The sequence below is a fragment of the Streptomyces sp. NPDC057287 genome, assembly GCF_042667905.1.
In the GTDB taxonomy this organism is placed as follows: Bacteria; Actinomycetota; Actinomycetes; order Streptomycetales; family Streptomycetaceae; genus Streptomyces.
Genome location: NZ_JBHUYV010000010.1, coordinates 228,012 through 253,305 on the forward strand (window position 1 = coordinate 228,012; position 25,294 = coordinate 253,305).

The following is a 25,294-nucleotide window of genomic DNA, read 5'->3' on the forward strand; positions in this document are numbered from 1 at the left end:
GCACGCTCCGCATCCGTGCCCCCCCCTGGCCCCTCAGGGGCCCACATGCACCTGGCACGCCCACAGGCTGGGGGTCGCGGGGTACGCCGCGCGCACGGTGCGCACCGCCGCGTGCAGGGCGTGGGCGGTCCGGGAGACGTCCAGCGAACCGTTGCCGGCGTGCAGGGCCCCGTACACGTCTGCGGCCATGTCGGCTCCGATGGTGTCGTCCACGTGCCACAGCGAGCCGATGACGTGGGGGAAGCCCGCCATCTGGAGGGCGCTCACCAGGTGCACCGCCTCGTCGGCGAGCTCGGGGCTGGTGCGCAGGGTGTCGCAGGCGGAGAGGTAGGCGAGCCGCACCGAGGGCAGCCGGAGCCGGGAGAGGTCGCCGACGGTCAGCGGGTGTTCGCCGTGGTCGTGCAGGACGAGCAGGCTGTCGGAAGGCCGCCGGGGATCGCCCAGCCCGTGGCAGGCGAAGTGCACACAGGCGTGCCGGGGCAGGGCGGAGACCACCGCGGACCGGGTCGCGGACGCGCCCACCAGCAGCGAGGCGCCGGGCAGTGACCGGGACAGGTGCTCCGCCTCGCGGCGCGCGCCCGGCAAGGGGGCTGTCCCGGCGGCGTCCGGGACGGCGACGACGAGGACACCGTCGTCCGCCGGACGGTCCGCCGGGCGCGTGAGCCGTTGTCCGCCGTGGTGCAGCGCCCGCAACGTGGGCGTGTACGAGGAGACCACGCGGTCCAGCGCCCCGGGTGTGCCGTCGGCCGGGGCGGCGGCGTGCAGCGGCAGCGTGCGCAGGCTGCCGCCCGGGGACCACCACAGGCGGGGCCACGGGCCCGCGGGCACGGACCTGATGTGCAGGTGGTCGAGCACGGGGCCGGTGGCCCCGTGCCACAGCCAGTCCAGCGTCTCCCGGACCGCCTGCTGGGCACCCAGCGACTGCTTCCGGGAGGTGCCGGGCGTCTCGATGCGGGCCAGGGCGTCATCGAGCGCCTGCCGGCGCGATGCCACTTTCTGCGGGACGAGTTCAGGGAGCGGTACGGAGTCGATGGCGCGCTCGGTCACAATCAGCGCGTCGCTGCCGTGCGGGGAGACGTTGACCAGGACCACGGGCCCCCGCACGGCCGTCGCGCGCACGTCGCGCTCGTCCCACTCCCGCACCGGACGCAGCAGGCCGAGCTCGGGGTGCTCGGTGCGGATCCTCCCGGTGAGCTCCTGCCACTCGGCGGCCAGCCGCCGGCGCAGCTCGGCTCGGGCCGCCTCGGGCACACGCGGCGGACGCACGGCCTCGTCGAGGAGGTCCCCGCCGCGCGGACGCGTGTCACCGGCCGTGACGTCGAGCGCGTCACGCAGCTCTTCGAAACGGGTGGCGAGGTCCGGGGCGGCCTCCCGGAGGCGGGTCAGATCACTGTCGGTGTCGAAGGCTTGGGAGAGCATCACGCCTCTGGCCTGTTCGAGCAGACCCACCGCGAGTGCGGGCCGGCCGCACCGCACGGCGCAGGCCGCGGCGTCGGCCCCGAGCCCGGCCGTCCGGCCCAGGAGGAACTCCTGGTCGTCGCGCACGAGATGACGGGGGGCTACGGAGGACAGCAGATCGACCGCCACCTCGTACCCCTCCAGGGCGCGGGCGTGATCGCCGCGTTCCGCGCAGGACAGGCCCCAGGCCCGGGCGGCGGACAAGCGGTCCGAGGGCGGGCACTGTTGCTCCAGGGCCGCGGCCCTGAACACGTCGGACGCCTCGGCCCGCTCGGCGGCCGTACCCCGGTCCCACAGGGCCTCCCCCAGTCGCGTGAGCCGCCACGCGGTCCAGGGGTGCCCCCGCGGGGTGGACTCGACCGCCCTGCGGAGCAGCGTGAGCAGCTCCTGCCGGACCACCGGCGACCACACGGCGCCGGACCCGGCGCGCCGGGCGCGGGCGGCCAGCGTCAGGGCGCCGGGCAGTTCGGGTGAGTCCGGCGGCAGCGCGGCGACGACCGCGTCGGCCAGCCTGCGCGACTCCTTCGCGTCGCGGCGCTGTCGCGTGAGGTCGTGGCGGACGAGCAGGGCACCCGCCAGATTGAAACGCCGCCGGGGCACCAGCGGGCTGGCGGCCGGGGTGAGATCCAGCGCCCCTCTGAAATGGGTTATCGCGTCGTCGAGCCGGTCGACAGGTGCCGCGTCGCGTTCGGCACCCGCCAGCAGACTGAGGCCCGTCGCGCCCAGCAGCAGCGCGCGATGGGCGTCGCCGAGTCCGGGCAGCAGCGTGGCCCGGTGACGGCAGTCCCGGGCTTCCCACAGGTCCTCGCTCGCCTGGGTCAGTTCATGACGGAGGTCCACGGCCATGGCCAGGTTGACCAGCCGGAGCCCGAGGATCTCGTGTCCCTCGGGAGTGAGGGCCACCGACTCCCGGAAGGCGCGCACGGCCTCGTTCAGCTCGTCGGGCCGTCCCGACCGTTCGTAGCTGCTCTGCAGCACCCGGCCGAGGTCGCTCAAGGCGACCGGCCGGGCCGTGTGACCCGGTGCGGCGAGTGACTCGGCCCGCCGCAGGAGGCCCAGGGCCTCGTCCAGATCCACCCCGTTGCGGACCGGGTCGAGCTCGTACCGGGTGAACAAGGTCATCGCGGGGACGAGCAGACGTGTCACGTGGCGCGCCGTCACCTCTCCGGACACGGCCAGCACGTCCGACAGATGCCTGATCGCCTCGTCCAGGTCGGCGGGATCGCCCTTCAGCAGGAAACGGGCGCGCAGCGCGTTGCCGAGGGTGTTGAGCACGCCGATGCGCTGTCCGGGCTCCCGGCACGCCTGGAGTGCCCGGGTCAGGACACCGACCGCTTCGTCCAGGTCACCGGGTCGGCCGAGACGCTGGTGCCGGTGCAGCAGCGCGAGGCCCAGGTTGAGACACGTACCTGGCCCCTCCGGGTCCACGAGCGCGGCCCGGCGGCCCAGATCCACCGCCTCGTCGTACTCCCCGGGCTCACCGCCCCACCGGTCCAGCCGCAGGCTCAGGGCCGCCGCCAGGTTGCTGAGACAGCCCGCGAGGTGCGGGCTCCCGGCCGGGAGCTGGTCGATCACGTCCCGGGCCATGCCGATCGCCTCGTCCAGGTCGTCCGGGTCGTGCGCCTGCTGGTAACGCTCATGGAAGTGGAGGCCGAGGTCGTTGAGGGCGTGGATCCGGCCGGGGGACCCGGCCGGCATGCGCTTGAGGGCGCGGTACGCGAGGATGATCGCCGCCTCGGTGCCTTGGACGGCAGGTGCCGCGGCCGGAGGGGCCGTGTCCGTGCCGCTCGCGTTCCGGCTCGGGGTGTCGCCGTCCGCCCGGTGCCGACCGGCGAGGGTGAAGGCGTGACGCAGATCGGCGCACCGGTCCTCGTAAGCGGGGTCGTGCTCGGGTGTCGCCGCGACGGCGAGGATGCCCATCGCGAGCCCGGTGTCGAGCAGCGCCTCACGCGAGGGCGCCTTGGCGGCTGCCCGTACGGCCAACTCGTAGAGCCGGCGGATGCCTTCGGGGGCGTCCGGTGGCGGCTCGGACTGCTCGCCCTCCGCCGCGATCATGGATGCGACACACTCGGCCGACCACTCGGCGGGGCCGTCGGCGCCCTCCGGGTCGGGGCGCTCGTGGGGGTCGGTGCGGTCGAAAGCGGCTGCCAGCACCGGTGGCACGAGCTGGGCATCGTGCATCCAGACCGGGAAGAGGAGGACGCCGGCCATGGCCCGGTGGACTCCGGCCCGTTCACCGGGGCGGGCCGACACCCGGGCCACGGCGAGCCAGCCGGCGACGTGCCGGGCCTCCAGGTCGGTCGCCGTGTCGACGGCGCTGAGCAGGGAGCGGAGTTCGGCGTCGGCCTCCGGGGCGAACACCACGCCCCCGTCCACCCGGCCGTCCGCCGTCGTGGCAAGCGCGAGACGGTCACGCATCGCCTGGAGGAGATGGCCCCGTTCGTCCCTCACGCTCTCGGTCTCCCCGCCGTCGGCTCCGGGTCCTGCGGTGACTCACCCTTGACTGCGCCCGCTCTCCGGCACAATTGGACCATGACTGAACTCCCCGACGGCGGCGAACTGGCCCGCAGGACAGCTGAATTGTGCGCCCTGCTCGGTTCGCCGGGCGAGCTGCGGCGGATGCCGGAGGCCCAGGCGGCAGCGGACGGCGCAGCGGCCCTGCTGCGGTCGGAGGCGGGCGCCGCCGACCTGACGGCCGCCTACGACGCCCTCGACCGGGCCTTGCGCCGGGCCGGGTACGCGAACGGGCTGCTCACCCATGCTCGAAGCGCCCGGCCCCCAGGCCTCCGGGTGCACGTCAAGGTAGCCGTGTGCCCCGGGCCGATACGCTGCAGCAGGCTCGAACGGGCCGGTGACCTCCGCCCGGCCCCGCCCTGCGCCATCAACGGCGAACGCATGCGCAAGACCCGGCTGGAACCGGCGTCGTGACCGGCGTCGTGGTCGGCGTCGTGACCACCCCGGCCCTCCCGACCGCATGAACCCGCTCCTCGCCACCATGGGCACCAAGCTCACCGAGCGCTGGCTGAACCTGCTGGTGCTGCCCGGCGCCCTCTTCCTCGCCGTCGCCGCCGCCGGCACCGAGCTCGGACACCGTCGTTGGCACGACCTCGACCGGCTGCGCACCACCCTGGACGAACTCGCCGCGCGCCCCGCGATGGACCGGACCGGCACCGCCGTGCTCCTGGTCGCGGGGGCCCTGCTCGCCGCCGCGGCGGCCTCGCTCGCGGCGCAGTTCCTCGGCAGCGCGATCCAGCTGTACTGGCTGCGTTCCGCCCGGGACCCGCTGTCGTACGCCCTCGTGGACCGGCGCAGACGTAAGTGGCGGCGCCGGGACGGGGAGCTGGAGGCCGCCTTCCGCCGAGCCACCCCCCTCGCCGCCGAGGACGGCGAAGGGGTGACGGTCACGCCCCGGAGCGAGCGACGGATCCAGGCCCTCACCGCCGCCCGCGACCGCGTCGCCGTCCGCGAACCCGTCCGGCCCACCTGGTACGGCGACCGCATGCAGGCGGCGGCGGACCGCGTCCACGCGGCCTACGGCATGGACCTCGCCGCACTGTGGCCGCGCCTGTGGCTGATCCTCGCGGACCCCACCGGGCAGCAGATCCGCTCGGTACGCGCCTCCTTCGACGCGGCGGCCCGTCTCACCGCCTGGGCCGTGGGCTACGCGCTGCTCGCCCTCTGGTGGTGGCCGGCCGCGCTGATCGCCCTCGGCTGCGGGGTGGTGGGCCGCTCCCGCGCCCGCAGCGCCCTGGACTCACTCGCCGAGCTCATCGAGGCCGCCGTCGACGTCCACGGCCGGGAACTCGCCGAGCGGGTCGGTCTGGTCGGGACGGACTCGACCGGGCTGCTGCGCCACGAGACCGGGGACCAGATGTCGGAACTGTTCAGGAAGGCCGACTGACGGCGCCGGCGGTCACTGTCCGCGCGGCCCCGGGCACACGCCGGGCGCCACGGCCACGCGCACCGGTCACTCCACGTGCACCGAGGGCGCATTAAGGTGCAATGCGACGCATGTGCGCGTTCATCCGGATGTCGGAGCAGCAGGCTCGGTACCCACGCCGCGCACGGGAAGGGAACGAAGCCGTGCATGGCGAGTACAAGGTGCCCGGCGGCAAGCTTGTCGTCGTGGATCTGGACGTCGAAGGAGGCGTCCTCCGCGACGTGGTGGTCGCCGGGGACTTCTTCCTGGAGCCCGACGAGGCGATCCTCTCGATCAACAGGGCGTTGGAGGGCGCCCCGTCCTCGACGGACGCCGCAGGCCTCGCGGCAAGGATCACGGCGGCCCTGCCCGAGTCGACCGTCATGCTCGGACTGACCGCGGAGGGAGTCGGTATCGCTGTCCGGCGGGCTCTGGCCCGTGCGACCGAGTGGAGCGACTACGACTGGCAGTTGGTGCACATGGAGCCGCAGGCCCCGGCCCTGCACATGGCGCTGGACGAGGTCCTCACCGCTGAGGTGGCCGCCGGGCGGCGGGCGCCCACGCTGCGGGTCTGGGAATGGGCCTCGCCCGCCGTGGTCATCGGCAGCTTCCAGTCCCTGCGGAACGAGGTGGACCCCGAAGGGGTGGCGCGGCACGGCATGTCCGTGGTCCGGCGCGTCTCCGGTGGCGGGGCCATGTTCGTCGAACCCATGAGTACGATCACGTACTCGCTGTCCGTCCCGGAGTCGCTGGTCTCGGGTCTCTCCTTCGCCGACAGCTACGCCTACCTCGACGACTGGGTCCTGGGCGCGCTCGGTGACATGGGCATCAAGGCCTGGTACCAGCCCCTCAACGACATCGCCACCGACGCCGGCAAGATCGCCGGCGCCGCCCAGAAGCGGATGGTCGGTCCCGACGGCGGCCCTGGAGCCGTCCTGCACCACGTGACCATGTCGTACGACATCGACGCCGGGAAGATGCTGGAGGTCCTCCGCATCGGCAAGGAGAAGATGTCCGACAAGGGCACCAGGAGCGCCAAGAAGCGCGTCGACCCGTTGCGCCGCCAGACCGGCCTCGCCCGGGAGCAGGTGATCGAGAACATGATCGCCTCCTTCCGTGACCGCTACGGGCTGACCGCCGGCGCGGTCACGACGGAGGAGCTGGCCAGGGCCGAGGAGCTGGTGCAGACGAAGTTCGGCACGGAGGAGTGGACCGCGCGGGTGCCTTAGGGCCCGGCGGCGCTCAGGGCGACCAGCGCGTCGGCGTGGGCGAGGCCGCTCTCCGCCGCGATCTCGTCGAGCGTCTGCGCGGAGCGGACCGTGCTCAGCCGTACGCTCCCGTCGCGTCCTGCGGTGAAGCCGTGAACGGCGGGCCGGGGCAGGCTGTTGTACGCCCAGTGTGTCGAGAAGTAATAGGCGCCGGTGTCGTGGAGGGCGACGAGGTCGCCCTCCCGCAGCTCCGGGAGTTCCCGCCCGTGGGCGACGACGTCGCCGGCGAAGCAGCAGGGGCCCGCGATGTCCTGGCGCAGCGGGGAGCCGGTGCGGGGGGAGCCGTCGGCGTCGAAGGCGCCGACCCGCAGCGGCCACGCGTCGGGCATCAGGACGGTACGGGTGGCCGTCTGCGCTCCCGCGTGGGTGACGGCGATGCGCCGGCCGCCGGCCTCCTTGACGTACTCCACGCGTGCGGCGATGAACCCGTTCTTGGCGAGCAGCGAGCGGCCGAACTCCGTGACGAGCGCGTAGCGGCCGTCGAAGAGGCCCGGGACGGCCGCGCCGAGCACACGGGTGTAGGCGTCGAAGGTCGGGCGGGTCTCGTCGTCGTCGAAGTTGACCGGGAGCCCGCCGCCGATGTCGAGGCTCGTGATCTGCCGCCTGCCCAGGGTCCGGTTGATCTCCTCCGCCAGCCGGTACGTCTCCGCGACGCCCTCCGCGATCAGTTCGAGCGGGCATCCCTGGGAGCCGACGTGCGCGTGGAGCCGGGTCAGCCACGGCCGTTCGGCGAAGGCGCGCACGACGCGCTCGCGCGCGCCGGGATCGCGCAGCGCGACCCCGAACTTCGAGGTCGCCGTGGCCGTGCTCATCGCTCCGATGGAACCACCGCCGACCTGGGGGTTGACGCGGAGTCCGACGACCGACGTGCTGTGCGCGGGACGGAGTGCGTCGACACGGCGCAGCTCGTCGAGGCTGTCGGCGTTGACGGCCACGCCGAGGGCGAGGGCCTCGCGGATCTCCTGCCGCGTCTTGGCGGGCGAGTCGAGGACGATCCTCGACGGCTCGACCCCGGCGTCGAGCGCGATGCGCAGCTCCCCCGGGCTCGCCACCTCGCAGCCCATGCCCAGCGCGGCCAGCAGCCGGAGCACGGGGACCAGGGAGGCGGCCTTGACGGCGAAGGTGTGGAGCACGTCGGGGGCGTGGGCGAAGGCTGCGTCGAGGCTCTCGACCGAGGCCCGGATCCCCTCGGAGTCGAGGAATCCGCGACCGGTCGTTCCTCCGAGACGAGTCCGGTGGCGACGGCCCTGCGCAGCACGGCGGAGACGCGGTGGGCCTGGGCGGGGGCGGCCGGGATCGCGGACGGATCCGGGGAGAGGTCGCCGGCAGATGTCACGGGGGGCCTTCCGGTGGGGTGTGCCACGGATGCGGGAGCGGTGTGGCGGGATGAGGAAAGGCTGACTCCCGCGCCCCCCGCCCGTCTTCGTCGGTCAGGACGAAGCCGCGCCGTCGTTTCGTCCGTGCGGACGAACAGGGGCCCGAACCCTCTCAGACCACTCCGGTCAGCCGCACGGCCAGGGCCAGGACCAGCCGGGTGTCGGGATCGTCGAGGTCGACGCCGAAGCGCTCACGGACCCGCCGCAGCCGGTACCGGAGGGTGTTCGGATGCAGTACCAGCCGCCGTGCCGCCCCGGGGACGTCCCCGGGGGTCTCCAGGTAGGCGGCGAGGGAACGCACCAGGTCACCGCCCGCCGCCAGGTCCGCGCGGATCAGTTCGTGCACGGGCCCGGCTCCGGACTCCCAGACGGGGCGCACCGCGTCGGTCATGCGCAGGGCGTCGATCGTCGGCCCCACGTCACCGGGCCCCGCATGCCGCACGGGTCGCGGATCGCGCCCTCGGGCCTCCCGGTCGCGCAGGGCGCGGACCACCAGCAGGGCCTTCTCGTACGACAGCGACGCCTCCAGCCCCGACCGCACGGTCTGTCCCGCCCCGATCCGGACGGATGCGGCGTCCGGGATGCCGCCCGCCAGTGTGCTGAGCTCCCGGGCCAGGGCGAGGGCCTCGCGCGGGTCACCGCCGTCGTCGGTCACGGGAAGCAGCACCGCGACCTGGCCCTCCTCCCGCAGGACACGGGCGGTGGGCCGGGAGGCGGCGGCCTGGACCGCGAGCGCCTCCAGGGTGCGGTCGGCCCCGGGGCCGCCGGCCTCGCCGCGTACGGCCACGACGACCGCGCAGGGGCTGCCGGGCGGCAGACCGAGCGACCAGAGGTGCGTGCGCCGGTCGCCGTTGCCGTGCAGCAGGCCGCGCAGGGCGTACGCCTCGCGCCGCACGGCGCCGCTCTCCCCCAGCCGGTGCCGCAGCAGGTGGGGCACGGCGAGCGCGGCGGCGCGGCGCAGCACCTGGGCCGCGTCGGGCGAGAGCCGTTGACCGTCGGCCGCCGCCCACAGCGACCCCAGCATCTCGCCGCCGCTGCGCACGGCGACGACGAGGCGTTCGGGGCTGTCTCCGTCCGCCGCCCGGTGGATGACGTCCTGGGACGTCCACAGCGCGCGCAACAGCCCGCTGCGGCGCAGTTCGGCGACACGCCGGTCGGGGACCCGGCCGGCCAGGATCGTGGACCGGCGTACCCCGTCCGCGTCTGGGCCGGTGGCGGAGTGGGCGAGGACCCGGAACCGGGTGTCCTCCACCGTGATCGAGCCCCGGCAGGAGCGGGCGGTGGCCGCGGCGAGAGCGGCGAGCCCGCCGTCGGCGAGGTCGTCCGCCGTGAGGCCTCCGCGGCCGGCCGACGCGAAGGCGGTCGCGGACCGCAGGAGTGCGAGGGTGTCGCCCCAGTCGGCCCACTCCGCGCGGGCGAGCAGCGCGATCCCGCACTCCTCGGCCGCCTCCAGCGCCTCCGCCGGTACGGGCGCCCCCTCGGGCTCTCTCAGCACCACCGCCACCGCGCCGCGCCGGGCGGCCTCCCGTACGGCGGCGGGAGCGGCGGTCGGGGCCGGGCCGGGTCCGGCGGCCAGCACGATCCGTCCGTCGTGCGGGCTGGCGGGTCCCTCGTCGCCGATGATCACACCGTGGACCGCGACGTCCTGCCCGCCGGGGGCGAGCAGCAGGCGCAGGACGCCGTCCTCGTCGTGGGCGAGGATCTGACGGAGTGTGACGTGGTCCGGGTCGTCGCCGGTGGCCCCTGGCATCATGCGCCGAGGATACGAGCAGGCCCCGGGACGTACGGATCGCGCCGGCCCCGGCCCGGACCGGACGTGTGTCAGGGGCGGCGGCTCCCGGCCCGCGTGCGGAGGTCGCGGTGCATGGACCTCAGCCGTTCGGTGAAGGCGGGTACCGGGCCCCGGACGTCGAGGCCCGGTGCGACCTCCTGGATGCCCAGCGGGCGCACCGGTGGCGGCGCGCTGCCGAGCTCACCCAGCCACTGCGTGAGTTCGGCGGAGGAATGGGCGTAGACGATCTTCCCGAGTCCTGCCCAGCCGTGCGCCGCCGCGCACATGGGGCAGTGCTCGCCCGACGTGTACACCACGCACGTGGACCGTTCCTCCGGGCTCAGGTGCCCGGCCGCCCAGCGGGCCAGCTCGAACTCCGGGTGCTGCGTCTCGTCACCGGTGGTGCGGACCAGGTTGCGGGCCTCCCGGAGGACCTCCCCCTCGGCGTTCACCAGGACAGAGCCGAAGGGTTCGTCCCCGGCGCCGAGGGCTTCCCCGGCCAGGCCCACGGCCCGTGCCACGTGCCGGAGTTCGGCGTCGGTCAGCGGGACAGTCGTCATGTTCGATCTCGCTCCTCGCACCAGGACGTTCCGCCCTCATGCGAAACGCCGGGATCCGTGTCCGGATCCGGAGCGTGTCAGTCCGAACCCTCGCTGTCCACGAGGCGTTCCGGGTCGCCGCCTACAGCACCGCGATGCCGAGGGGGCGGACGCCGGCCTGCACGCGCCGCACCTCACCGGTCGCGACATCGACGACGCTGAGGCCGTTCCAGTAGCCGTCCCGGGTGAAGCCGCCCGAGACGTACGCGGTGCGGCCGTCGGCCGAGACGGCGACGTCCTCGTGCGGGCCGGACAGGGGGACGACCCGCTCCTCGCCGTCGGGCGCGCGGACGGTCAGCGACGGCCCTTCGTCCTCGGTGGGGTCGATCGGGCCCGTCCCGACCACGTACAGGCTGCCGTCGTCCGTGACCGTCACTCCGTGCTGGTGCGTGTCGGCGGTCATGCGTTCGATCCGGACCCGGCCGGTGTCCGGGTCGACCACCGCGAGGCGCTCGCCCTCGAAGGGGATGAGGAGTGCGCCGTCGGAGGGGCGTACGGCCGTGTAGTGCGGCTTGAGCCAGGAGCCGAGCCCGCCCTCCGTGCCGTACGGCGCCACCTCTATGCGGCGGCTCCTCCACGTTCCGGCATCCACGACCGTGACGCCGAAGGAGTCGTGGTCGGTCGTGTAGACCTGCCGGCCGTCGCGCGAGACGTCGACGTCGAAGGGGCGGCGCCCCACCGGGACGGACGTGACCACCCGCCGCTCCGCGGTGTCGACGACCTCCAGGGTGCCGTTCCCGCCGGGGACGTTCACCCCGACGTAGACGTGCTTCCCGTCCGGTGAGAGCGCGATCCCCATGCCGCCGCCCCGGTACTCCCCGGTCGTCACGGGGCCGGTGCCGGACTCGTACGGGATCAGGGCCGTGCGTTCGCGGGTGGCGGTGTCCACCGCGGCCACGCCTTCCGCCGTCGCCACCCAGGCGGTGCCGTCGTCGTCGAGCGCGATCCCGTACGGGGCGGTGCCGACCGTCACCGAGCTCCTCCCGGGCCCTCCGTCCGGCTCCGAGGGGTCGAGGAAGGTGACGCTGTCCGCCCCGAAGTCGGTGACCACAAGCATGCCTTCGGACGTACGGGCCGGCCCGTCACCGGTGGGCGCCGGCGTCGACGGCTGTGCGGACGCCTCGGCGGGGGCCGCCCCGCGGTCCGCGCATCCGGCGAGCGCCGCGCCGAGGAGCACTGCCCCCGTGAGAGCCGCCAGCCGTCTCCGCACCGGCGTCCGGGTGCCCGGTCCGGTGGAGGGGACCGGGGTGGGCACGGCGCCGACGGTCCGGGGCACCTCTTCCGCCCTGTGCGTCATCGCGGACGACTCCTTGCCGCTTCGTGCGGCCCGAGGGTGTCTCCGTCCGCTTTCCTCCACCCTGCACCGTGCTCCCACCGCCGCCATCGACCGGCCGGCGCCCGTCGGCGCGCGCGACGGCCGACGGCGGGGTCGTCCGATCGGCTGACCCGGCACCGCCGCCCCGACCACGCACGACCGCCCCGGCGGGCGGGTGCCTGCCGGGGCGGTCGGGTGTGCGGTGCGGCGGTCCGTGGACCGCTGGCGGGGGTCAGCCCAGCGTCGCGATGGCCTTGTTGAAGGTGGCCGAGGGACGCATGACGGCCTCCGCCTTCGCCGGGTCGGGCTGGTAGTAGCCGCCGATGTCGACGGGCTTGCCCTGGACGGCGACGAGCTCGTCGACGATGGTCTGCTCCTGCTCGGACAGCGTCTTCGCGAGCGGTCCGAACGCCTCGGCGAGCGCGGCGTCCGCGGTCTGCTGCGCCAGCTCCTGGGCCCAGTAGAGCGCCAGGTAGAAGTGGCTGCCGCGGTTGTCGATGCCGCCGAGCTTGCGGCTCGGGGACTTGTCCTCGTTGAGGAAGGTGCCCGTGGCCTTGTCCAGGGTGTCGGCGAGCACCTTGGCGCGCGCGTTGTCCGTGGTCGTGGCCAGGTGCTCGAAGCTGACCGCGAGGGCGAGGAACTCACCCAGGCTGTCCCAGCGCAGGTAGTCCTCCTTGACCAGCTGCTGGACGTGCTTGGGGGCGGAGCCGCCGGCGCCCGTCTCGAACAGTCCGCCGCCGTTCATGAGCGGGACGACGGAGAGCATCTTCGCGCTGGTGCCCAGCTCGAGGATGGGGAACAGGTCGGTGAGGTAGTCACGCAGCACGTTGCCGGTGACCGAGATGGTGTCCTCGCCGCGGCGGATGCGCTCCAGGGAGAACGCCGTGGCCTCCTCCGGCGTACGGATGGAGATGTCCAGGCCTTCGGTGTCGTGCTCGGCCAGGTAGGTGTTGACCTTGGCGATGAGGTTGGCGTCGTGCGCGCGGCCCTCGTCGAGCCAGAACACGGCCGGGTTGCCGGTCGCGCGGGCGCGGGTGACGGCGAGCTTGACCCAGTCCTGGATGGGCAGGTCCTTGGTCTGGCACATCCGGAAGATGTCGCCGGCGCCGACGGCCTGCTCCAGCACGACGTCACCCTTGCCGTCGACGACCCGCACCGTACCGGTGGTGGGGACCTCGAAGGTCTTGTCGTGGCTGCCGTACTCCTCGGCCTTCTGCGCCATCAGACCGACGTTGGGTACGGAGCCCATGGTCGACGGGTCGAAGGCGCCGTTGGCGCGGCAGTCGTCGATGACGACCTGGTAGACGCCGGCGTAGCTGCTGTCCGGGAGGACGGCGATGGTGTCGGCCTCGTTGCCGTCCGGGCCCCACATGTGGCCGGACGTGCGGATCATGGCCGGCATCGAGGCGTCGACGATGACGTCGCTCGGCACGTGCAGGTTGGTGATGCCCTTGTCGGAGTCGACCATCGCCAGGGCAGGGCCCTCGGCGAGCTCGGCCTCGAAGGACGCCTTGATCTCGGCGCCGATGTGCGGCACGGAGTCGAGCCCCTTGAGGATGCCGCCGAGACCGTCGTTCGGGGTCAGGCCGGCCGCGGCAAGCGCGTCGCCGTACTTGGCGAAGGTGTTCGGGAAGAACGCGCGGACCACGTGGCCGAAGATGATCGGGTCGGAGACCTTCATCATCGTGGCCTTCAGGTGCACGGAGAACAGGACGTCCTCGGCCTTGGCGCGGGCGACCTGGGCGGTGAAGAACTCACGCAGCGCGGCGACGCGCATGACGGCCGCGTCCACCACCTCTCCGGCCAGCACCGGGACGGACTCGCGCAGGACGGTGGTGGTGCCGTCGTCGCCCGCGAGCTCGATGCGCAGCGAACCGGCCTCGGAGATGACGACGGACTTCTCCGTCGAGCGGAAGTCGTCGACGCCCATGGTGGCGACGTTCGTCTTCGAGTCCGCGGTCCAGGCGCCCATGCGGTGCGGGTGCGCCTTGGCGTAGTTCTTGACCGACGCGGGGGCGCGGCGGTCGGAGTTGCCCTCACGCAGGACGGGGTTGACGGCGCTGCCCTTGACCTTGTCGTACCGGGCGCGGACGTCCTTGTCCTCGTCGGTCCGCGGGTCGTCCGGGTAGTCCGGAAGCGCGTAGCCCTGCTCCTGGAGCTCGGCGATCGCGGCCTTCAGCTGCGGGATCGAGGCCGAGATGTTGGGCAGCTTGATGATGTTCGCGCCGGGAGTCCTGGCCAGCTCACCGAGCTCGGCGAGCGCGTCATCGATACGCTGGTCGGCCTTGAGACGCTCCGGGAAGCCGGAGATGATCCGTCCCGCCAGCGAGATGTCACGGCGCTCGACCGTGACACCCGCGGTCGAGGCGTACGCCTCGATGACCGGCAGGAACGAGTACGTCGCCAGGGCAGGGGCCTCGTCGGTGTGCGTATAGATGATGGTCGAGTCAGTCACCGGGTGCTCCGCTCCACGTCTGCAACATTGCTTGACATCAAGATATCTCCTGACCGCCCCCCTCTCCACAGTGGCCCGCGCCCATTGCGGCGGAACCGGTCAGTCCTGTCCGGCGGGGCCGGGAACGCCGGGGTCCTGCGCGCTTCGACCTGACCGGACTCGTGGGCGAGGACGGCCAGCTGGGCACGGTCGCGGGCGCCCGGCTCGGTCATGGCCCGGCCGATGTGCGCCGTGGCCGTAAAAGGACGACCACCATGTGGACGGCGATCTCCGCGACGGTCACCCCAGGGCCACCGGGGCGGTCACCGCGCGCTCACGCCGCGTGAGCGCCTCCAGCCCGGGTAGCTGCGCTCCTGCGGGCTACGGCCGCACATCCGCCGCGCCGAGCGGCTGCCTCCCCGGAGCGGGCGGCCGGTGCTCGTACCAGCGCCGGTCGTCCTCCAGCTGGGCCGCGAGGGAGATGAGCCGCGCCTCGCTGCGGGAGGGTCCGAGCAGTTGGGCACCGAGGGGCAGGCCGTCATGGGTAAAGCCGGCCGGGACGTTGACACCGGGCCAGCCGAGGACGTTCCAGGGCCAGGCGTAGGGGCAGGCCGAGGTCATCGCCAGGTCGGTGCGCCAGGCGCTGAGCCGGTCGAAGGCGCCGATGCGCGGCGGCGGGGCTGCCGTGGTCGGGGTGAGCAGGACGTCGTACCCGGGTCCACCGCGTGCCGTGCCGTCGAAGAAGGCGCCGATCCTCGCGTGCTGGCGGACCTCACGGGCGCGTGCGGCGCGCACGATCCGGCCGCCGAGGCGGGTCCCGGTACGCAGGGCGCTGCGGGTGCGCGGGTCCAGGAGGCCGGGTTCGGGGTGCAGGGCTGCGAGCTCGGCGATGCCGGCGGTGGCACGGGGGACGAAGGAGAGGCCGATCAGCCCGTAGCGTGGGCGCGCCTCCTCGACGTGGTGGCCGAGCCGGGCGAGGGCCTCGGCAAGCTCGGTGACGACGCGCAGGACCTCCGGGTGGAGCGCGTTGCGGGTGAGGGTGAGCGGGGGCAGCAGCGAGAGCCCGATGCGCAGCCTGCCAGGGTCCCGGCGGGCCGCGGCGGACGCGTCGACGGCGGGCGGGCGGTGGGGGTCACGGGGGTGCGGACCCGCCGCCGCGTCCAGGAGCAGCGCGGCGTCGGCCACCGTGCGGGCGAGGGGCCCGTTGACGGTGAGGCCCTGGAAGGCGTCGCTGTGAGGGTGGACCGAGATCCGGCCGCGCTGCGGTTTGATGCCGACGAGGTGGGTCCAGGCGGCGGGGATGCGGATGGAACCCGCGCCGTCCGATCCGAGCGCCGCGGGAACGAGTCCGGCGGCGACGGCCGCCGCCGAACCGCCGGACGAACCGCCGGGCGTGTGCGCGGTGCTCCAGGGGTTGCGGGTGACGCCGAACGCGGGCCCCTCGGTGAAGGCCCACTGTCCGAGCTCGCAGGAGTTGGTCTTGCCGACGACGACGGCGCCGGCGGCCCGGAGCCTGCGGACGGCCTCGCTGTCGGCGGTGGCGGACGGCAGCGCCCCGTCGCAGCCGAAGTAGGTGGGCATGCCTGCGACGTCGGTGTCGTCCTTGACGGCGACCGGGACCCCGAGCAGGGGAAGCCGCTCCCCCGCCTCCAGCCGCCGGTCGGCGTCGGCGGCCTCGGCGAGCGCGGCCTCGGTGCGCAGCTGACGGAAGGCGTTGAGGGTGTGACGGCTCGCCTGGATGCGCGCGAGCGCCGCGGCGACCAGTGCGGAGGAGGTCGTCCGGCCCTCGGCCAGGTCCCGTGCGCTGTCCATGAGCCCGGGTTGCGGGGCCGGCTCCACCGGCCCCGTCGGGCCGGTCCGCTCCGTGGGATCTGCTGAGGACATCGCCGCCTCCTCCTCGCGTCCGCCGGAGCACCGGTCCCGGGCGCCCCGGACCGCCCGAGCGGGTCTACTGGAGAGTAACGAGGCGGGCGGGCCCGCTCAAGCACGCCGCACACGCGGCGGCGCCCTTCTCCCCCGGGCGTGCCACGGGAGCCGGGCGCCGACGGCGGAGCGTTACGGCCGTACGTGGATCTCGCCGATGCCCGTACCGAGTCCGCCACAGTGGGCGGTCGACTGCCCGGACTCCCCCGGCCTGAGCGTGACGTGCTCGCCGTCCACGTCGGGGGACCATCCGCAGACCAGGTGGACCCAGAAGGTCTGCGTGGCGGAGCCGTTGTTCCTGCACAGCGCGAATCCGGTGTAGTCGTCGATCGCGTGCTTGCCGGTGTCGCAGGACAGCCCGGGCGGAACCGCCACGGGCGCGCCGGCCACCGCCGCGCTGGCCGGCACGGCGAGGGCGGCGGCCGAGACGGTGACGGCCGCCCCGCGCACCAGCGCGCGGACGGTGTCCCCCCTGAACAGCTTCTTCATGGTCTCCCCTTGATTCCGGTCGGGTTCCGGTGATCTTCAGGCAGCTCTCCCCCACGTTCCGTAGCCGAAAACCCCGCCGAACCTCACCCTCCGTGCACCCGGCCGCCGCGCACGCAACCGCACGCGGGCGTACGCTCGCTTGAAGGGGTGAACCCGCTCGTGAATCCCCCTCGTGAATCCCGCTCGCGAAGGTCCTGACCAGGGACGTTTTCCGAGGAGGCGCCGTGACAGGTCAGCGCATCGCCGCCCGCGCCGCAGCCTGCGCGGCGGTCGCGGCACTCGCCCTCACCACGGGTACCCCGGCCGACGCGGACGACGACTTCGAATCGCTCCCCGCCCAGCAGATCGCCGACCGCTCCCGCGAGGCCCTGCTCGGCACCCGGTCCCTCCACCTACGCGCCGAGGGCGACCTGGGCGAGGGCCGGGCCCCGATGACGATCGACCTGAGCCTCGACCGGTCGGGCAACTGCGCGGGCGACATCGATCTGGGCAAGGGCAAGGGCACCGTCGAGATCGTCAAGCGCGGCGACGACGTCTGGATCAAGCCGGACGCGGACTTCTGGGAGAACCAGGTCCCGATCGGCGGCGAGACCTTCGAATCCATTCTCGACGGGCGGTACATGAAGGGCGAGGTCTCCGACTCGAGGCTGCGCCCCGTCGTGTCGGCCTGCGACCTGGACACGTTCCGTGAGCTGGTCACCGACAACGCCGACGCCGCGGGGACGTTGACGAAGGGTGAGGTGACGACGGTCGACGGCGTACGGGCGGTCCCGGTCACCAGGACGGACGACAGCCGGAGGACGACGACGGCTTACGTGGACGCGGAGGGCGAGCACCACCCGGTGCGGATCACCCTGCGGGGCGACGGCGCCGACGCGGCCGTGGATCTCTCGGACTTCGACAAGCCGGTCCCCACGGCCACTCCGTCCCCGGACGAGACGGTGGACGTCAGCGCACTCCTCGGCCGGACCTCGGCACCCTCCTGAGGGAACGGGTGCGTCGCTCAGACCCTGAGCCAGGACGACCTGCCGGGCGGTGGTCACCGTGCGGGCTACGCCTCCATGGCGGCGGGGGGCTGCCGGGCGGTGGTCACCGCGCGGGCTCCGCCTCCATGGCAGCGGCGACCTTCTCGCAGAGCTCCGCGAACAGGGCGCCCTCGCCCTCGGTCAGCACGGAGGCGGCGAGCCGGCCGATGTCCTGACGGCCACGGGCGAGCCGGGCGAGAAACGCCTCCCCCACAGGAGTGAGCGAGGTGCTCAGTTCGCGCCGGTCCTCCCCGGAGGCCCTCTGGGTCACCAGGTCCAGGTCCTTGAGCACGCGCAGGGCCTTCGATGTGGACTGCCGGGAGACGTCGAGTGCGGCGCTCAGTTCGGAGGGTCTCATCGAGCCTCGCGTCCGCAGCAGTTCCAGGACGTCGTACTGGTGCCAGTTGACGCCTTCGGGGTTGGCATGGGACCGCCGTGCGACCAGGAGGCACTGCAGATGGATCAGGGCCGCCTCCAGACCGCTGGGTTCCGAGGACCAGGGGGACATCGAGCCGTCTCGTGGAGTCATGGGTGCTTTCCGGTACGGAGGGTTACCGGTGGGGGACGTTCCACAATATCAAGGGGCCACGCCGATGACACCGCCAACGCCCCCCGGACCGCGCCCGCGTGCCACCGGCCGTGCCGCCGGACGGGCCACAGATCGGACGCGGTGCGGCGGTAGCGCCGGAAAAAAGGTCCCGAAAAATGGTTGCCCCGAAGACACCATCCGGAGCGTGCTCCGGCGAACCCGGGGTACCGGAGTCCATGGACCGGTCGAGGGCCGGCCGACAGCAACACCGTAAGGATCGAAGCGGCTTGTCGCACCGGAGCCGTTGCACCGATCGGTCGCACCGGCCCGGCCCGTACCGGGGTCGGGCAAGCCTCTCCTGCCACGTTTTCCTCCGGCGGGTGACCATGGCTGACCGCATTTTCCGATCAACCGGGCCCGCACCAGGAGAGTTTGACTTCGATACCGTTCTGTGATTAGCATCGGTTTCCAGACGGAAACCATATTTCCAGCCGCACGCTGAAGAATTCACTGCCCCGGCTCGCGATTTCTCGCAGTACGCCCCGATGAGATCGCTGAAGCCATTCCTTCGGACTGCACGCCGAGGAGATCAGCGATGATGGAGAACAGTCCCTCCCCTTTATCAACGGGTCCCCCTCTTGTTCTTACCGCCCTGTTCGAAGAGGCGGTGCGGAACAATCGTGAGGCCGTAGCCCTGGCACATGGCGCGCAGCGCGTCACGTACGACCAGCTGAACCGGCGGGCCAACCGCATGGCCCGTCATCTCGTCGGCCGGGGGGTGGCGAAGGGCGACCGTGTCGGTGTGCACATGCGCCGGTCCCCGGACCTCTACGCCGTCCTTCTCGCGGCGCTCAAGGCCGGCGGATGCGTGGTACCGCTGGACCCCGGGCATCCCCCCGAGTTCGTCGGCCGCATTCTGGGTGAGGCCGGAACGTCGCTGGTGGTCTGCGACGACCCGGACGACCTTCCCCACGGCGCCCGCGAGGGCGCACTCGCCGTGCACGAACTGGTGCGGCGGAGCGAGGATCTGGACGACGGTGACGCGGACCTCGGCATCGGGCCGGAGGACACCGCGTTCCTCATGTACACCTCCGGCTCCACGGGAAGACCCAAGGGTGTCCGCATCGCACATCGCGGACTGGCACGCCTGGGCCCGCACAGCGGCGCCCTCGCCATCACCCCTCGGGACGGTCTGACCCAGTCGGCCGCCTTCTCCTTCGCCGCCTCGACCATCGAGATCTGGCTCGCCCTGCTGCACGGAGCCACACTGCTGCCGATGCCGCCCGGGCTGCCGTCGCTCCCCGCGCTGCGCGAGGCCGTGGAGGAGCGGGGCGCGACCGTGCTCAGCCTTCCGTGCGGCCTGTTCAACGCCCTGGTCGACCACGAGCCGGAGTGCCTGAGGAACGTCCGGATCGTGCTGCTGAGCGGCGACTTCCCTTCCCCCGCCCACCTGCGCAAGGCCCTGGCGCACACCGACGCGACCCTCTACAACGGCTACGGCTGCACGGAGAACTCCTCGATCACCGCCCTGCACCCGCTGTCGTCCGCCGACGACGTGGACGGCGGGGGCGTGGTGCCGATCGGCAGGCCGCTCCCGGGGGTCACGCTGGAGGTGTACGCCCCCGCGATGCGCCCCTGCGACACCGACGAGGTGGGGGAACTGTGCGTGGGCGGCGCGGGCGTGGCCCAGGGCTATGACGGCCGGCCGGAGCTGACCGCCGAGAAGTTCACCGCGACACCGGACGGCGGGCTGCTCTACCGCACGGGCGACCTGGCGCGCCGGAACGCGGACGGCGACATCGTGCTGGTCGGACGGTCGGACAGCATGGTGAAGATCCGCGGCTTCCGGGTGGAGACCAGTGCCGTGACCCTGGCGATGCGTGCGCTCGACGGGATCGGGGACGCGGCGGTGAAGGCCTTCGAGGACAGCGCCCGGGAGAAACGTCTCGTCGCCTTCTACACCACCCGTGACGGCACGCCGGCCGACGCCTCGGACCTGGTCCGCCGGCTCTCCGAGCAGGTGCCCTCCTACATGGTCCCCTCCTCCTTCCGGCATCTCGAGAAGATGCCGACCAACGTGAACGGAAAGATCGACCGGACCGCGCTCACCCTTCCCGGGCAGTCCGGCGCCCCGGATCGGAATTCCACCGAAGAGAAAGGCCGAACAGCTATGCAGAACCCGCTCGAAGCAGTCGTCCTGCAGTCCTGGATCGAGATTTCCGGAATGGAGGAATTCTCGACCACCGACTCCTTCCTCGGCCATGGCGGGAACTCCCTCCATTTCGTACAACTGGCCTCCCGCCTGCAGAAGATATTCGGGATCGAGATAACCACCGAATCGGTTTTCCGGCACGGCACGGTGGAGCAGCTGGCCCGCTTCATCGAGGAGAGCCGAAATCAGGAGCCGAGCACCTCGACATCCAGCGGCTGACGGAGTTCCCGACAGCGACCGGCACACACGCTGCCGGTCGCGTGACGTCTCCGGAGGGCGACAGAACCGTGAACGATCCCCTGACCTCAGCAATACTGGAACTGGCGCGGAGAACGCTCCGGGCACCCGGCCTCGGGCCGGATCAGGAATTCGCCGAGTGCTGCGACGATCCCGGGCGGCTGGACGAACTGGGCGCGGTGCTGCGGACCGTGTTCGCCGTCGATCCGCCGGACGCCGGGCTCCGGGGCGAGGACACCGCCGCGGCGGTGGCCGAGCGCACCGCGCGGGGGCGCTCCCGCCCCCGCGGGCACGAGGTGGAAGCCGGCAGCGCGCCGCGGACCGGCGACGCGACGGAGGCCTCGTTCGGCCAGAGCGGTATCTGGCTCATCGACCAGTACCTCCCCACGCCGGAGGCGTACAACGGGCCGTTCCTGGTCCGTCTGCCGTTCCGGCTGGACGGGGAGCGGCTGCGCACCTCCGTCGCCGGGGTGCTGCGCCGGCAGGAAGTGCTGCGCACCACCTACGCGTTACGTGACGCCAGGCTCCTCCAGATCGTCTCGGACGACGACACGGCCTTCCACTACCGCGTCGAGCGCTACGGCAGCGAGAAGGAACTGGACGCCCTCGCCCAGCAGGTGGCGAACATCCGCTTCGACCTGGCCCACGGGCCGGTGACCTCGGTGGTCTGTGCTCTCGGGCCGGGCGAGGAGAGCGCGATCGTCTGCAACATCCACCACATCGCCTCCGACGCGGCCTCGGCCGGCGTCTTCCTGCGCGAACTCCTCGACGTCTACGACCGGATCGGGCGGGGTCTGCCCGTGGAGACGGTGCCGGGCCGTCCGCACTACGCGGACTTCGCGCACTGGCACCGTGAGCACCTGACGCCGGAGAGGACCGCGGAGCTGCTCGACGAGTGGGCCGGCCGGCTGTCCGGGGAACTGCCCGTGCTCGACCTGCCGGCGGACCGCCCCCGGCCCGCGGCGCAGGAACACCGGGGGGCCACCGTCCCCCTGCGGGTTCCGGCCGAAGCGACCGAGGCGCTGGAGCGGCTGGCGGAACGTGAGGGCGTGACGCTGTTCATGGCCCTGCTCGCGGTGTACGGCGTGTTCCTCGGCAAGCTGACGCGTCAGGAACGCGTGCTCGTGGGTTCCCCGGTCTCGCTGCGCGACGACCCGCAGACCCGGGATCTCATCGGTTACTTCGTCAACATGGTCGTCCTTCGCCAGGACGTCACGGGTTCGACGAGTGTGCGCGAGGTCCTGCGGCAGGCACGCGAAGAGGTCACCGACGCGCTGCGGCTGAAGTGGGCCCCCTTCGACAAGGTCGTCGAACGCCTGAGGCCCGAGCGCAACAGCGGTCACACCCCCGTCGTCCAGACGATGCTCGTGCTGACCGATCCGGGTTCCGCGCAGTGCGCCCACGACGGCACCCCGTTGCCCGTCCGGCGCGACATGGCGCACGGCGCGAAGTACGACGTGTCCGTGGTGTTCGCACGCGAGGAGGACGGGCTGCACGGCACGCTCGAGTACGACGCACACCTCTTCGACGAGGCCACGGCCAGGCTGATGAGCGAGCGTCTGGGCCGGCTGCTGGACCGGTTCGCGGCGGCCGGGCCGGACGCCCTCGTCCGCGATCTCGGCCTGCTGTCCGCCGGCGAGGAGCGGGATCTGCTGGCCGGCAATGACCTGGTGGACGCCGGCGCCCGCCCCGTGCCGGTGGGCGAGCTGTTCGAGCGGCAGGTGTCCGCGACACCGGACGCCGTCGCGGTGACGGACGGCGGCAACTCGTGGACGTACCGGGAACTGGACGAACGGGCCAACCGGCTCGCCCACGTCCTGCGCGAGGAGGGGGCGGGGCCCGGCCGCCGCGTCGGCATCGGCCTGCCGCGCTCGACCGACATGGTCGTCGGACTGCTCGGCGTCATGAAGTCGGGGGCCTCCTACGTCCCGGTGGATCCCTCCTATCCGCCGGATCGGGTGGCGTACATCCTCGACGACGCCGAGGTCCTCCTCGTACTCACCGACAGCAGCGTCAGCGAGGAACTCCCGTCCGGCACCAGGCTGTTCGAGATCGACCGGGAGGCGGACCGGATCGCTGCGGCCGATCCCGCGGCACCGGGCCGGACGAGGACGCCCGACGACGAGATCTACGTGGTCCACACGTCCGGGTCGACCGGCGCCCCGAAGGGTGTGGTCATCCGTGACCGGACGGTGGGCAATCTGGTCCGCGCCCAGCACCGGATCTCCCCCTGCGGGGCCGAGGGCACCACTCTTCAGTACATGACGCTCTCCTTCGACGTCTCCGTGATGGAGATCCTGGGGACACTGTGCGTCGGCGGGACGCTCGCCCTGATACCCGCGGAGCTCCAGAAGGACCTGCACCGGCTGGCCGCCTTCGTCGCCGAGCACCGGGTCACGCGCCTGTACCTGCCCTACATCGCGCTCCAGCGGTTCGCCGCGATAGCGGTCGCCGAGGGCCTGCGGTGCGAAGGGCTGCGCGAGGTCACGTCCGTGGGCGAGGCCCTGGTCGTCTCCCCGCAGATCCGGGAGTTCTTCTCCCGGCACCCCCGGGTCCGGCTGCTGAACATGTACGGCCCCTCCGAGACCCATCTGGCCACCTGGCACGAGCTGTCCGGCGATCCCTACGGGTGGCCCGAGGCCCCGGCCATCGGCCGTCCGGTCGAGGGCATGCGGCTGCGCGTCCTCGGCCCCGACCGCGAGCTCCTCCCTCCGGGGGTCACGGGCGAGCTGTACATCGGCGGACCGAGCCTCTCGCCCGGCTACCACGCCAGGCCCGAGGAGACGGCGCTGCGCTTCGTCGCCGATCCGTACGGCGGAGCCGGCGATCTCCTCTACCGCACGGGCGACCTCGTGCGGTGGAACGGGCGCGGCGACCTGGAGTACCTGGGCCGCGCCGATGACCAGATCAAGATCCGCGGCTACCGCATCGAACCCACCGAGGTCGAGGCCGCCCTCGACGCCCTCGACGGGGTGAAGAGCTCCGCGGTGGTGGCGGTCGGGTTCGGGCCGGGCGACCGGCGGCTGGTCGCCGCGGTCACGGGGGACGACACCGGTGACGACGGGCGGCTGCGGGCCGCTCTGGCGGCACGGCTGCCGGACTACATGCTGCCCGCGCACATCGTCCGTCTGGACCGGCTCCCCACCTCCCCGAGCGGGAAGACCGACCGCGGTGGACTGGCCGTCAGGCTCGCCGGCGAACTGCGCGACCGGCGCGCGACCGACCGCGCCGGGACGGCGGAGCAGCCGAGGGCGGGAACCGAGCGCGAGATCGCCGACCAGTGGGCGGACGTGCTGGGAACCGGTTCCATGGGGCGGGACGACGACTTCTTCACGCTGGGCGGCAACAGCATCATCGCCACCGAACTGGTCTACCGTCTGCGGCGGTTGTTCGACATCGAGATACCCCTGCGCACCCTGTTCGACAACCCCACCGTCGCCGGCATGGCCGCGCGGATCGAGGAACGGCGTGCCGGCGACGCCACGGCGTTCACCACGCCCTCGGCCGACCTGAGCGGCGACGTGACCCTGCCGGACACGGTACGGGCCGGCGACCGCGACGCGGTCCCGGTGGCCGCCGCGACCGGGCTCCTGCTGACCGGCGCGACCGGCTTCCTCGGCAGCTTCCTCCTGCGGGACCTGGCAGCCGTCCCCGGCCGTACGGTCAACTGCCTGGTGCGCGCGGCCGATCCGCAGGCCGCCCTCGAACGGCTGCGGACCACGGCGACCGAGTACGGCATCGCGGACGACATCGCCTGGGAACGGGTGCGCGCCGTCCCCGGAGACCTGACCGGCGCGCGCATGGGACTGTCCGAGGCGGACCACGCAGAGCTGACCGGGTCGGTCCAGGTGGTCTACCACGCGGCGGCCCACATCAACTTCGTCCTCCCGTACGCCTCGGTGAAGCCGGCCAACGTCGACGGCATGCGGTCGGTGCTGGAGTTCGCCGCCACGGGGCGGCTCAAGCCGGTGCACTACATGTCGACCATCGCGGTGTTCGCCCCCGGCCAGGGAGCCGGGCCGATCACCGAGGAGGCGGTGCCCGGGACGAGTGAGGGGCTCGGCATCGGTTACACGCGGAGCAAGTGGGTCGCCGAGGGGATAGCGCGGCTGGCGCGTGAACGCGGGCTGCCCGTGACCGTCTACCGCATCGGCCGGATCTCCGGCGACAGCGTCAACGGCGCCTGTCAGGCCGACGATTTCCTGTGGCGCCAGATCAAGAGCTTCATCGAGCTCGGTTCGGCCCCGCCCGCCGGGGAGCTGACGACGGATCTGCTTCCGGTGGACTTCGTCAGCCGGGCCGTCGTCGCCCTCTCCGGCGATCCCTCCGCCGACGGCGCGACGTTCCACCTCTTCCACCCGCGCGGCTCCGACTTCACCCCGGTGCACGCCGCCGTGCGCGCATGCGGCTACGCGCTGGACACGGTGCCGGCCGACGAGTGGCTGACGCGCCTGGAGGAATCGGCCCGCCGTCCCGGGGGCAACGCCCTCGCGGCAGCCGTCCCGCTGTTCCGGGAGGGCGCGCTGGAACTCGGCGAGAACACGTACGGCAACGAAAAGACGTCCCGGCTGCTCGAACGTCTGGGTCTGCACTACCCCGACATCGACCGCCGGTCCCTCTCCCGGATGATCCGCTACTTCGGCTCGACCGGTCAGCTGGCCGGCCCGCACCACGCGCGGCAGAGCGCGTAGGGCAGCCGTTCAGCGGCTCTTCCGTCCCAGACATCCGCAGGCGTCCAC

General features: G+C 72.9%; 14 protein-coding genes and 1 pseudogene. 6 read left to right on the forward strand and 9 right to left on the reverse strand.

The genetic code is table 11. From position 1 onward, the window contains the following. Nucleotides 1-33: 33 nt before the first annotated feature. The gene (locus ACFUNE_RS21225; protein ID WP_383570056.1) at nucleotides 34-3,909 is read right to left on the reverse strand and encodes a CHAT domain-containing protein; all 3,876 of its coding nucleotides are present in this window, start codon (nucleotides 3,907-3,909) and stop codon (nucleotides 34-36) included. Between the two features lie 81 nt (nucleotides 3,910-3,990). Here ACFUNE_RS21225 and ACFUNE_RS21230 point away from each other — a divergent pair, with 81 nt between their 5' ends. The 3 genes from ACFUNE_RS21230 to ACFUNE_RS21240 all read left to right on the forward strand — a co-directional run bounded on the left by ACFUNE_RS21230 (nucleotide 3,991) and on the right by ACFUNE_RS21240 (nucleotide 6,606). Beyond that, a complete protein-coding gene (locus ACFUNE_RS21230) occupies nucleotides 3,991-4,386 on the forward strand; it encodes a hypothetical protein (protein WP_383570058.1) in 396 nt (131 codons plus the stop codon). 46 nt (nucleotides 4,387-4,432) lie between these two features. Beyond that, nucleotides 4,433-5,359: a hypothetical protein gene (locus ACFUNE_RS21235; RefSeq protein WP_383570060.1), complete on the forward strand. Its 927-nt coding sequence runs from the start codon at nucleotides 4,433-4,435 to the stop codon at nucleotides 5,357-5,359. A gap of 182 nt (nucleotides 5,360-5,541) precedes the next feature. Beyond that, nucleotides 5,542-6,606, forward strand: coding sequence for a biotin/lipoate A/B protein ligase family protein (locus tag ACFUNE_RS21240; protein WP_383570063.1), 1,065 nt, complete (start codon nucleotides 5,542-5,544; stop codon nucleotides 6,604-6,606). Here ACFUNE_RS21240 and ACFUNE_RS21245 read toward each other — a convergent pair. The 7 genes and pseudogenes from ACFUNE_RS21245 to ACFUNE_RS21275 form a co-directional block, all read right to left on the reverse strand. Then, nucleotides 6,603-7,942, reverse strand: a pseudogene (locus tag ACFUNE_RS21245) (diaminopimelate decarboxylase). The gene ACFUNE_RS21240 and the pseudogene ACFUNE_RS21245 sit on opposite strands and share 4 nt — an antisense overlap. A gap of 191 nt (nucleotides 7,943-8,133) precedes the next feature. Further along, on the reverse strand, nucleotides 8,134-9,774 hold the full coding sequence (locus tag ACFUNE_RS21250; RefSeq protein WP_383570066.1) for a PucR family transcriptional regulator: 1,641 nt from the start codon (nucleotides 9,772-9,774) through the stop codon (nucleotides 8,134-8,136). Between the two features lie 68 nt (nucleotides 9,775-9,842). After that, nucleotides 9,843-10,352, reverse strand: coding sequence for a nucleoside deaminase (locus tag ACFUNE_RS21255; protein ID WP_383570069.1), 510 nt, complete (start codon nucleotides 10,350-10,352; stop codon nucleotides 9,843-9,845). A gap of 121 nt (nucleotides 10,353-10,473) precedes the next feature. Then, complete coding sequence (locus tag ACFUNE_RS21260) at nucleotides 10,474-11,688, reverse strand: YncE family protein (RefSeq protein WP_383570072.1); 1,215 nt, start codon at nucleotides 11,686-11,688, stop codon at nucleotides 10,474-10,476. A 250-nt stretch (nucleotides 11,689-11,938) separates the two neighbouring features. Beyond that, nucleotides 11,939-14,161 carry an NADP-dependent isocitrate dehydrogenase gene (locus tag ACFUNE_RS21265; RefSeq protein ID WP_383570075.1) on the reverse strand — a complete coding sequence of 741 codons (2,223 nt, stop codon included), beginning with the start codon at nucleotides 14,159-14,161 and terminating at the stop codon, nucleotides 11,939-11,941. Between the two features lie 360 nt (nucleotides 14,162-14,521). Next, nucleotides 14,522-16,024 (reverse strand): amidase, encoded by a 1,503-nt coding sequence (locus tag ACFUNE_RS21270; RefSeq protein WP_383570078.1) that lies wholly within the window; start codon nucleotides 16,022-16,024, stop codon nucleotides 14,522-14,524. Between the two features lie 171 nt (nucleotides 16,025-16,195). Continuing rightward, entirely contained in the window at nucleotides 16,196-16,552 is a 357-nt protein-coding gene (locus ACFUNE_RS21275; protein ID WP_383570081.1) for a hypothetical protein, read from the reverse strand. A 224-nt stretch (nucleotides 16,553-16,776) separates the two neighbouring features. Here ACFUNE_RS21275 and ACFUNE_RS21280 point away from each other — a divergent pair, with 224 nt between their 5' ends. Then, entirely contained in the window at nucleotides 16,777-17,538 is a 762-nt protein-coding gene (locus ACFUNE_RS21280) for a hypothetical protein (protein WP_383570084.1), read from the forward strand. A gap of 103 nt (nucleotides 17,539-17,641) precedes the next feature. Here ACFUNE_RS21280 and ACFUNE_RS21285 read toward each other — a convergent pair whose 3' ends face one another. After that, a complete protein-coding gene (locus ACFUNE_RS21285) occupies nucleotides 17,642-18,106 on the reverse strand; it encodes a MarR family winged helix-turn-helix transcriptional regulator (protein ID WP_383570087.1) in 465 nt (154 codons plus the stop codon). 667 nt (nucleotides 18,107-18,773) lie between these two features. Between ACFUNE_RS21285 and ACFUNE_RS21290 the strand changes: the two genes are divergently transcribed. Beyond that, nucleotides 18,774-20,537: an amino acid adenylation domain-containing protein gene (locus ACFUNE_RS21290; RefSeq protein WP_383570090.1), complete on the forward strand. Its 1,764-nt coding sequence runs from the start codon at nucleotides 18,774-18,776 to the stop codon at nucleotides 20,535-20,537. Between the two features lie 68 nt (nucleotides 20,538-20,605). Next, nucleotides 20,606-25,246, forward strand: coding sequence for an amino acid adenylation domain-containing protein (locus ACFUNE_RS21295; RefSeq protein ID WP_383570093.1), 4,641 nt, complete (start codon nucleotides 20,606-20,608; stop codon nucleotides 25,244-25,246). Nucleotides 25,247-25,294: the final 48 nt, after the last annotated feature.

Bases quoted from the DNA above. Each gene is read 5' to 3' on its own strand.
- ACFUNE_RS21230 (WP_383570058.1), top strand. From the start codon at position 3,991: ATGACTGAACTCCCCGACGGCGGCGAACTGGCCCGCAGGACAGCTGAA.
- ACFUNE_RS21235 (WP_383570060.1), top strand. From the start codon at position 4,433: ATGAACCCGCTCCTCGCCACCATGGGCACCAAGCTCACCGAGCGCTGG.
- ACFUNE_RS21250 (WP_383570066.1), bottom strand. From the start codon at position 9,774: ATGATGCCAGGGGCCACCGGCGACGACCCGGACCACGTCACACTCCGT.
- ACFUNE_RS21255 (WP_383570069.1), bottom strand. From the start codon at position 10,352: ATGACGACTGTCCCGCTGACCGACGCCGAACTCCGGCACGTGGCACGG.
- ACFUNE_RS21260 (WP_383570072.1), bottom strand. From the start codon at position 11,688: ATGACGCACAGGGCGGAAGAGGTGCCCCGGACCGTCGGCGCCGTGCCC.
- ACFUNE_RS21270 (WP_383570078.1), bottom strand. From the start codon at position 16,024: ATGTCCTCAGCAGATCCCACGGAGCGGACCGGCCCGACGGGGCCGGTG.
- ACFUNE_RS21275 (WP_383570081.1), bottom strand. From the start codon at position 16,552: ATGAAGAAGCTGTTCAGGGGGGACACCGTCCGCGCGCTGGTGCGCGGG.
- ACFUNE_RS21285 (WP_383570087.1), bottom strand. From the start codon at position 18,106: ATGACTCCACGAGACGGCTCGATGTCCCCCTGGTCCTCGGAACCCAGC.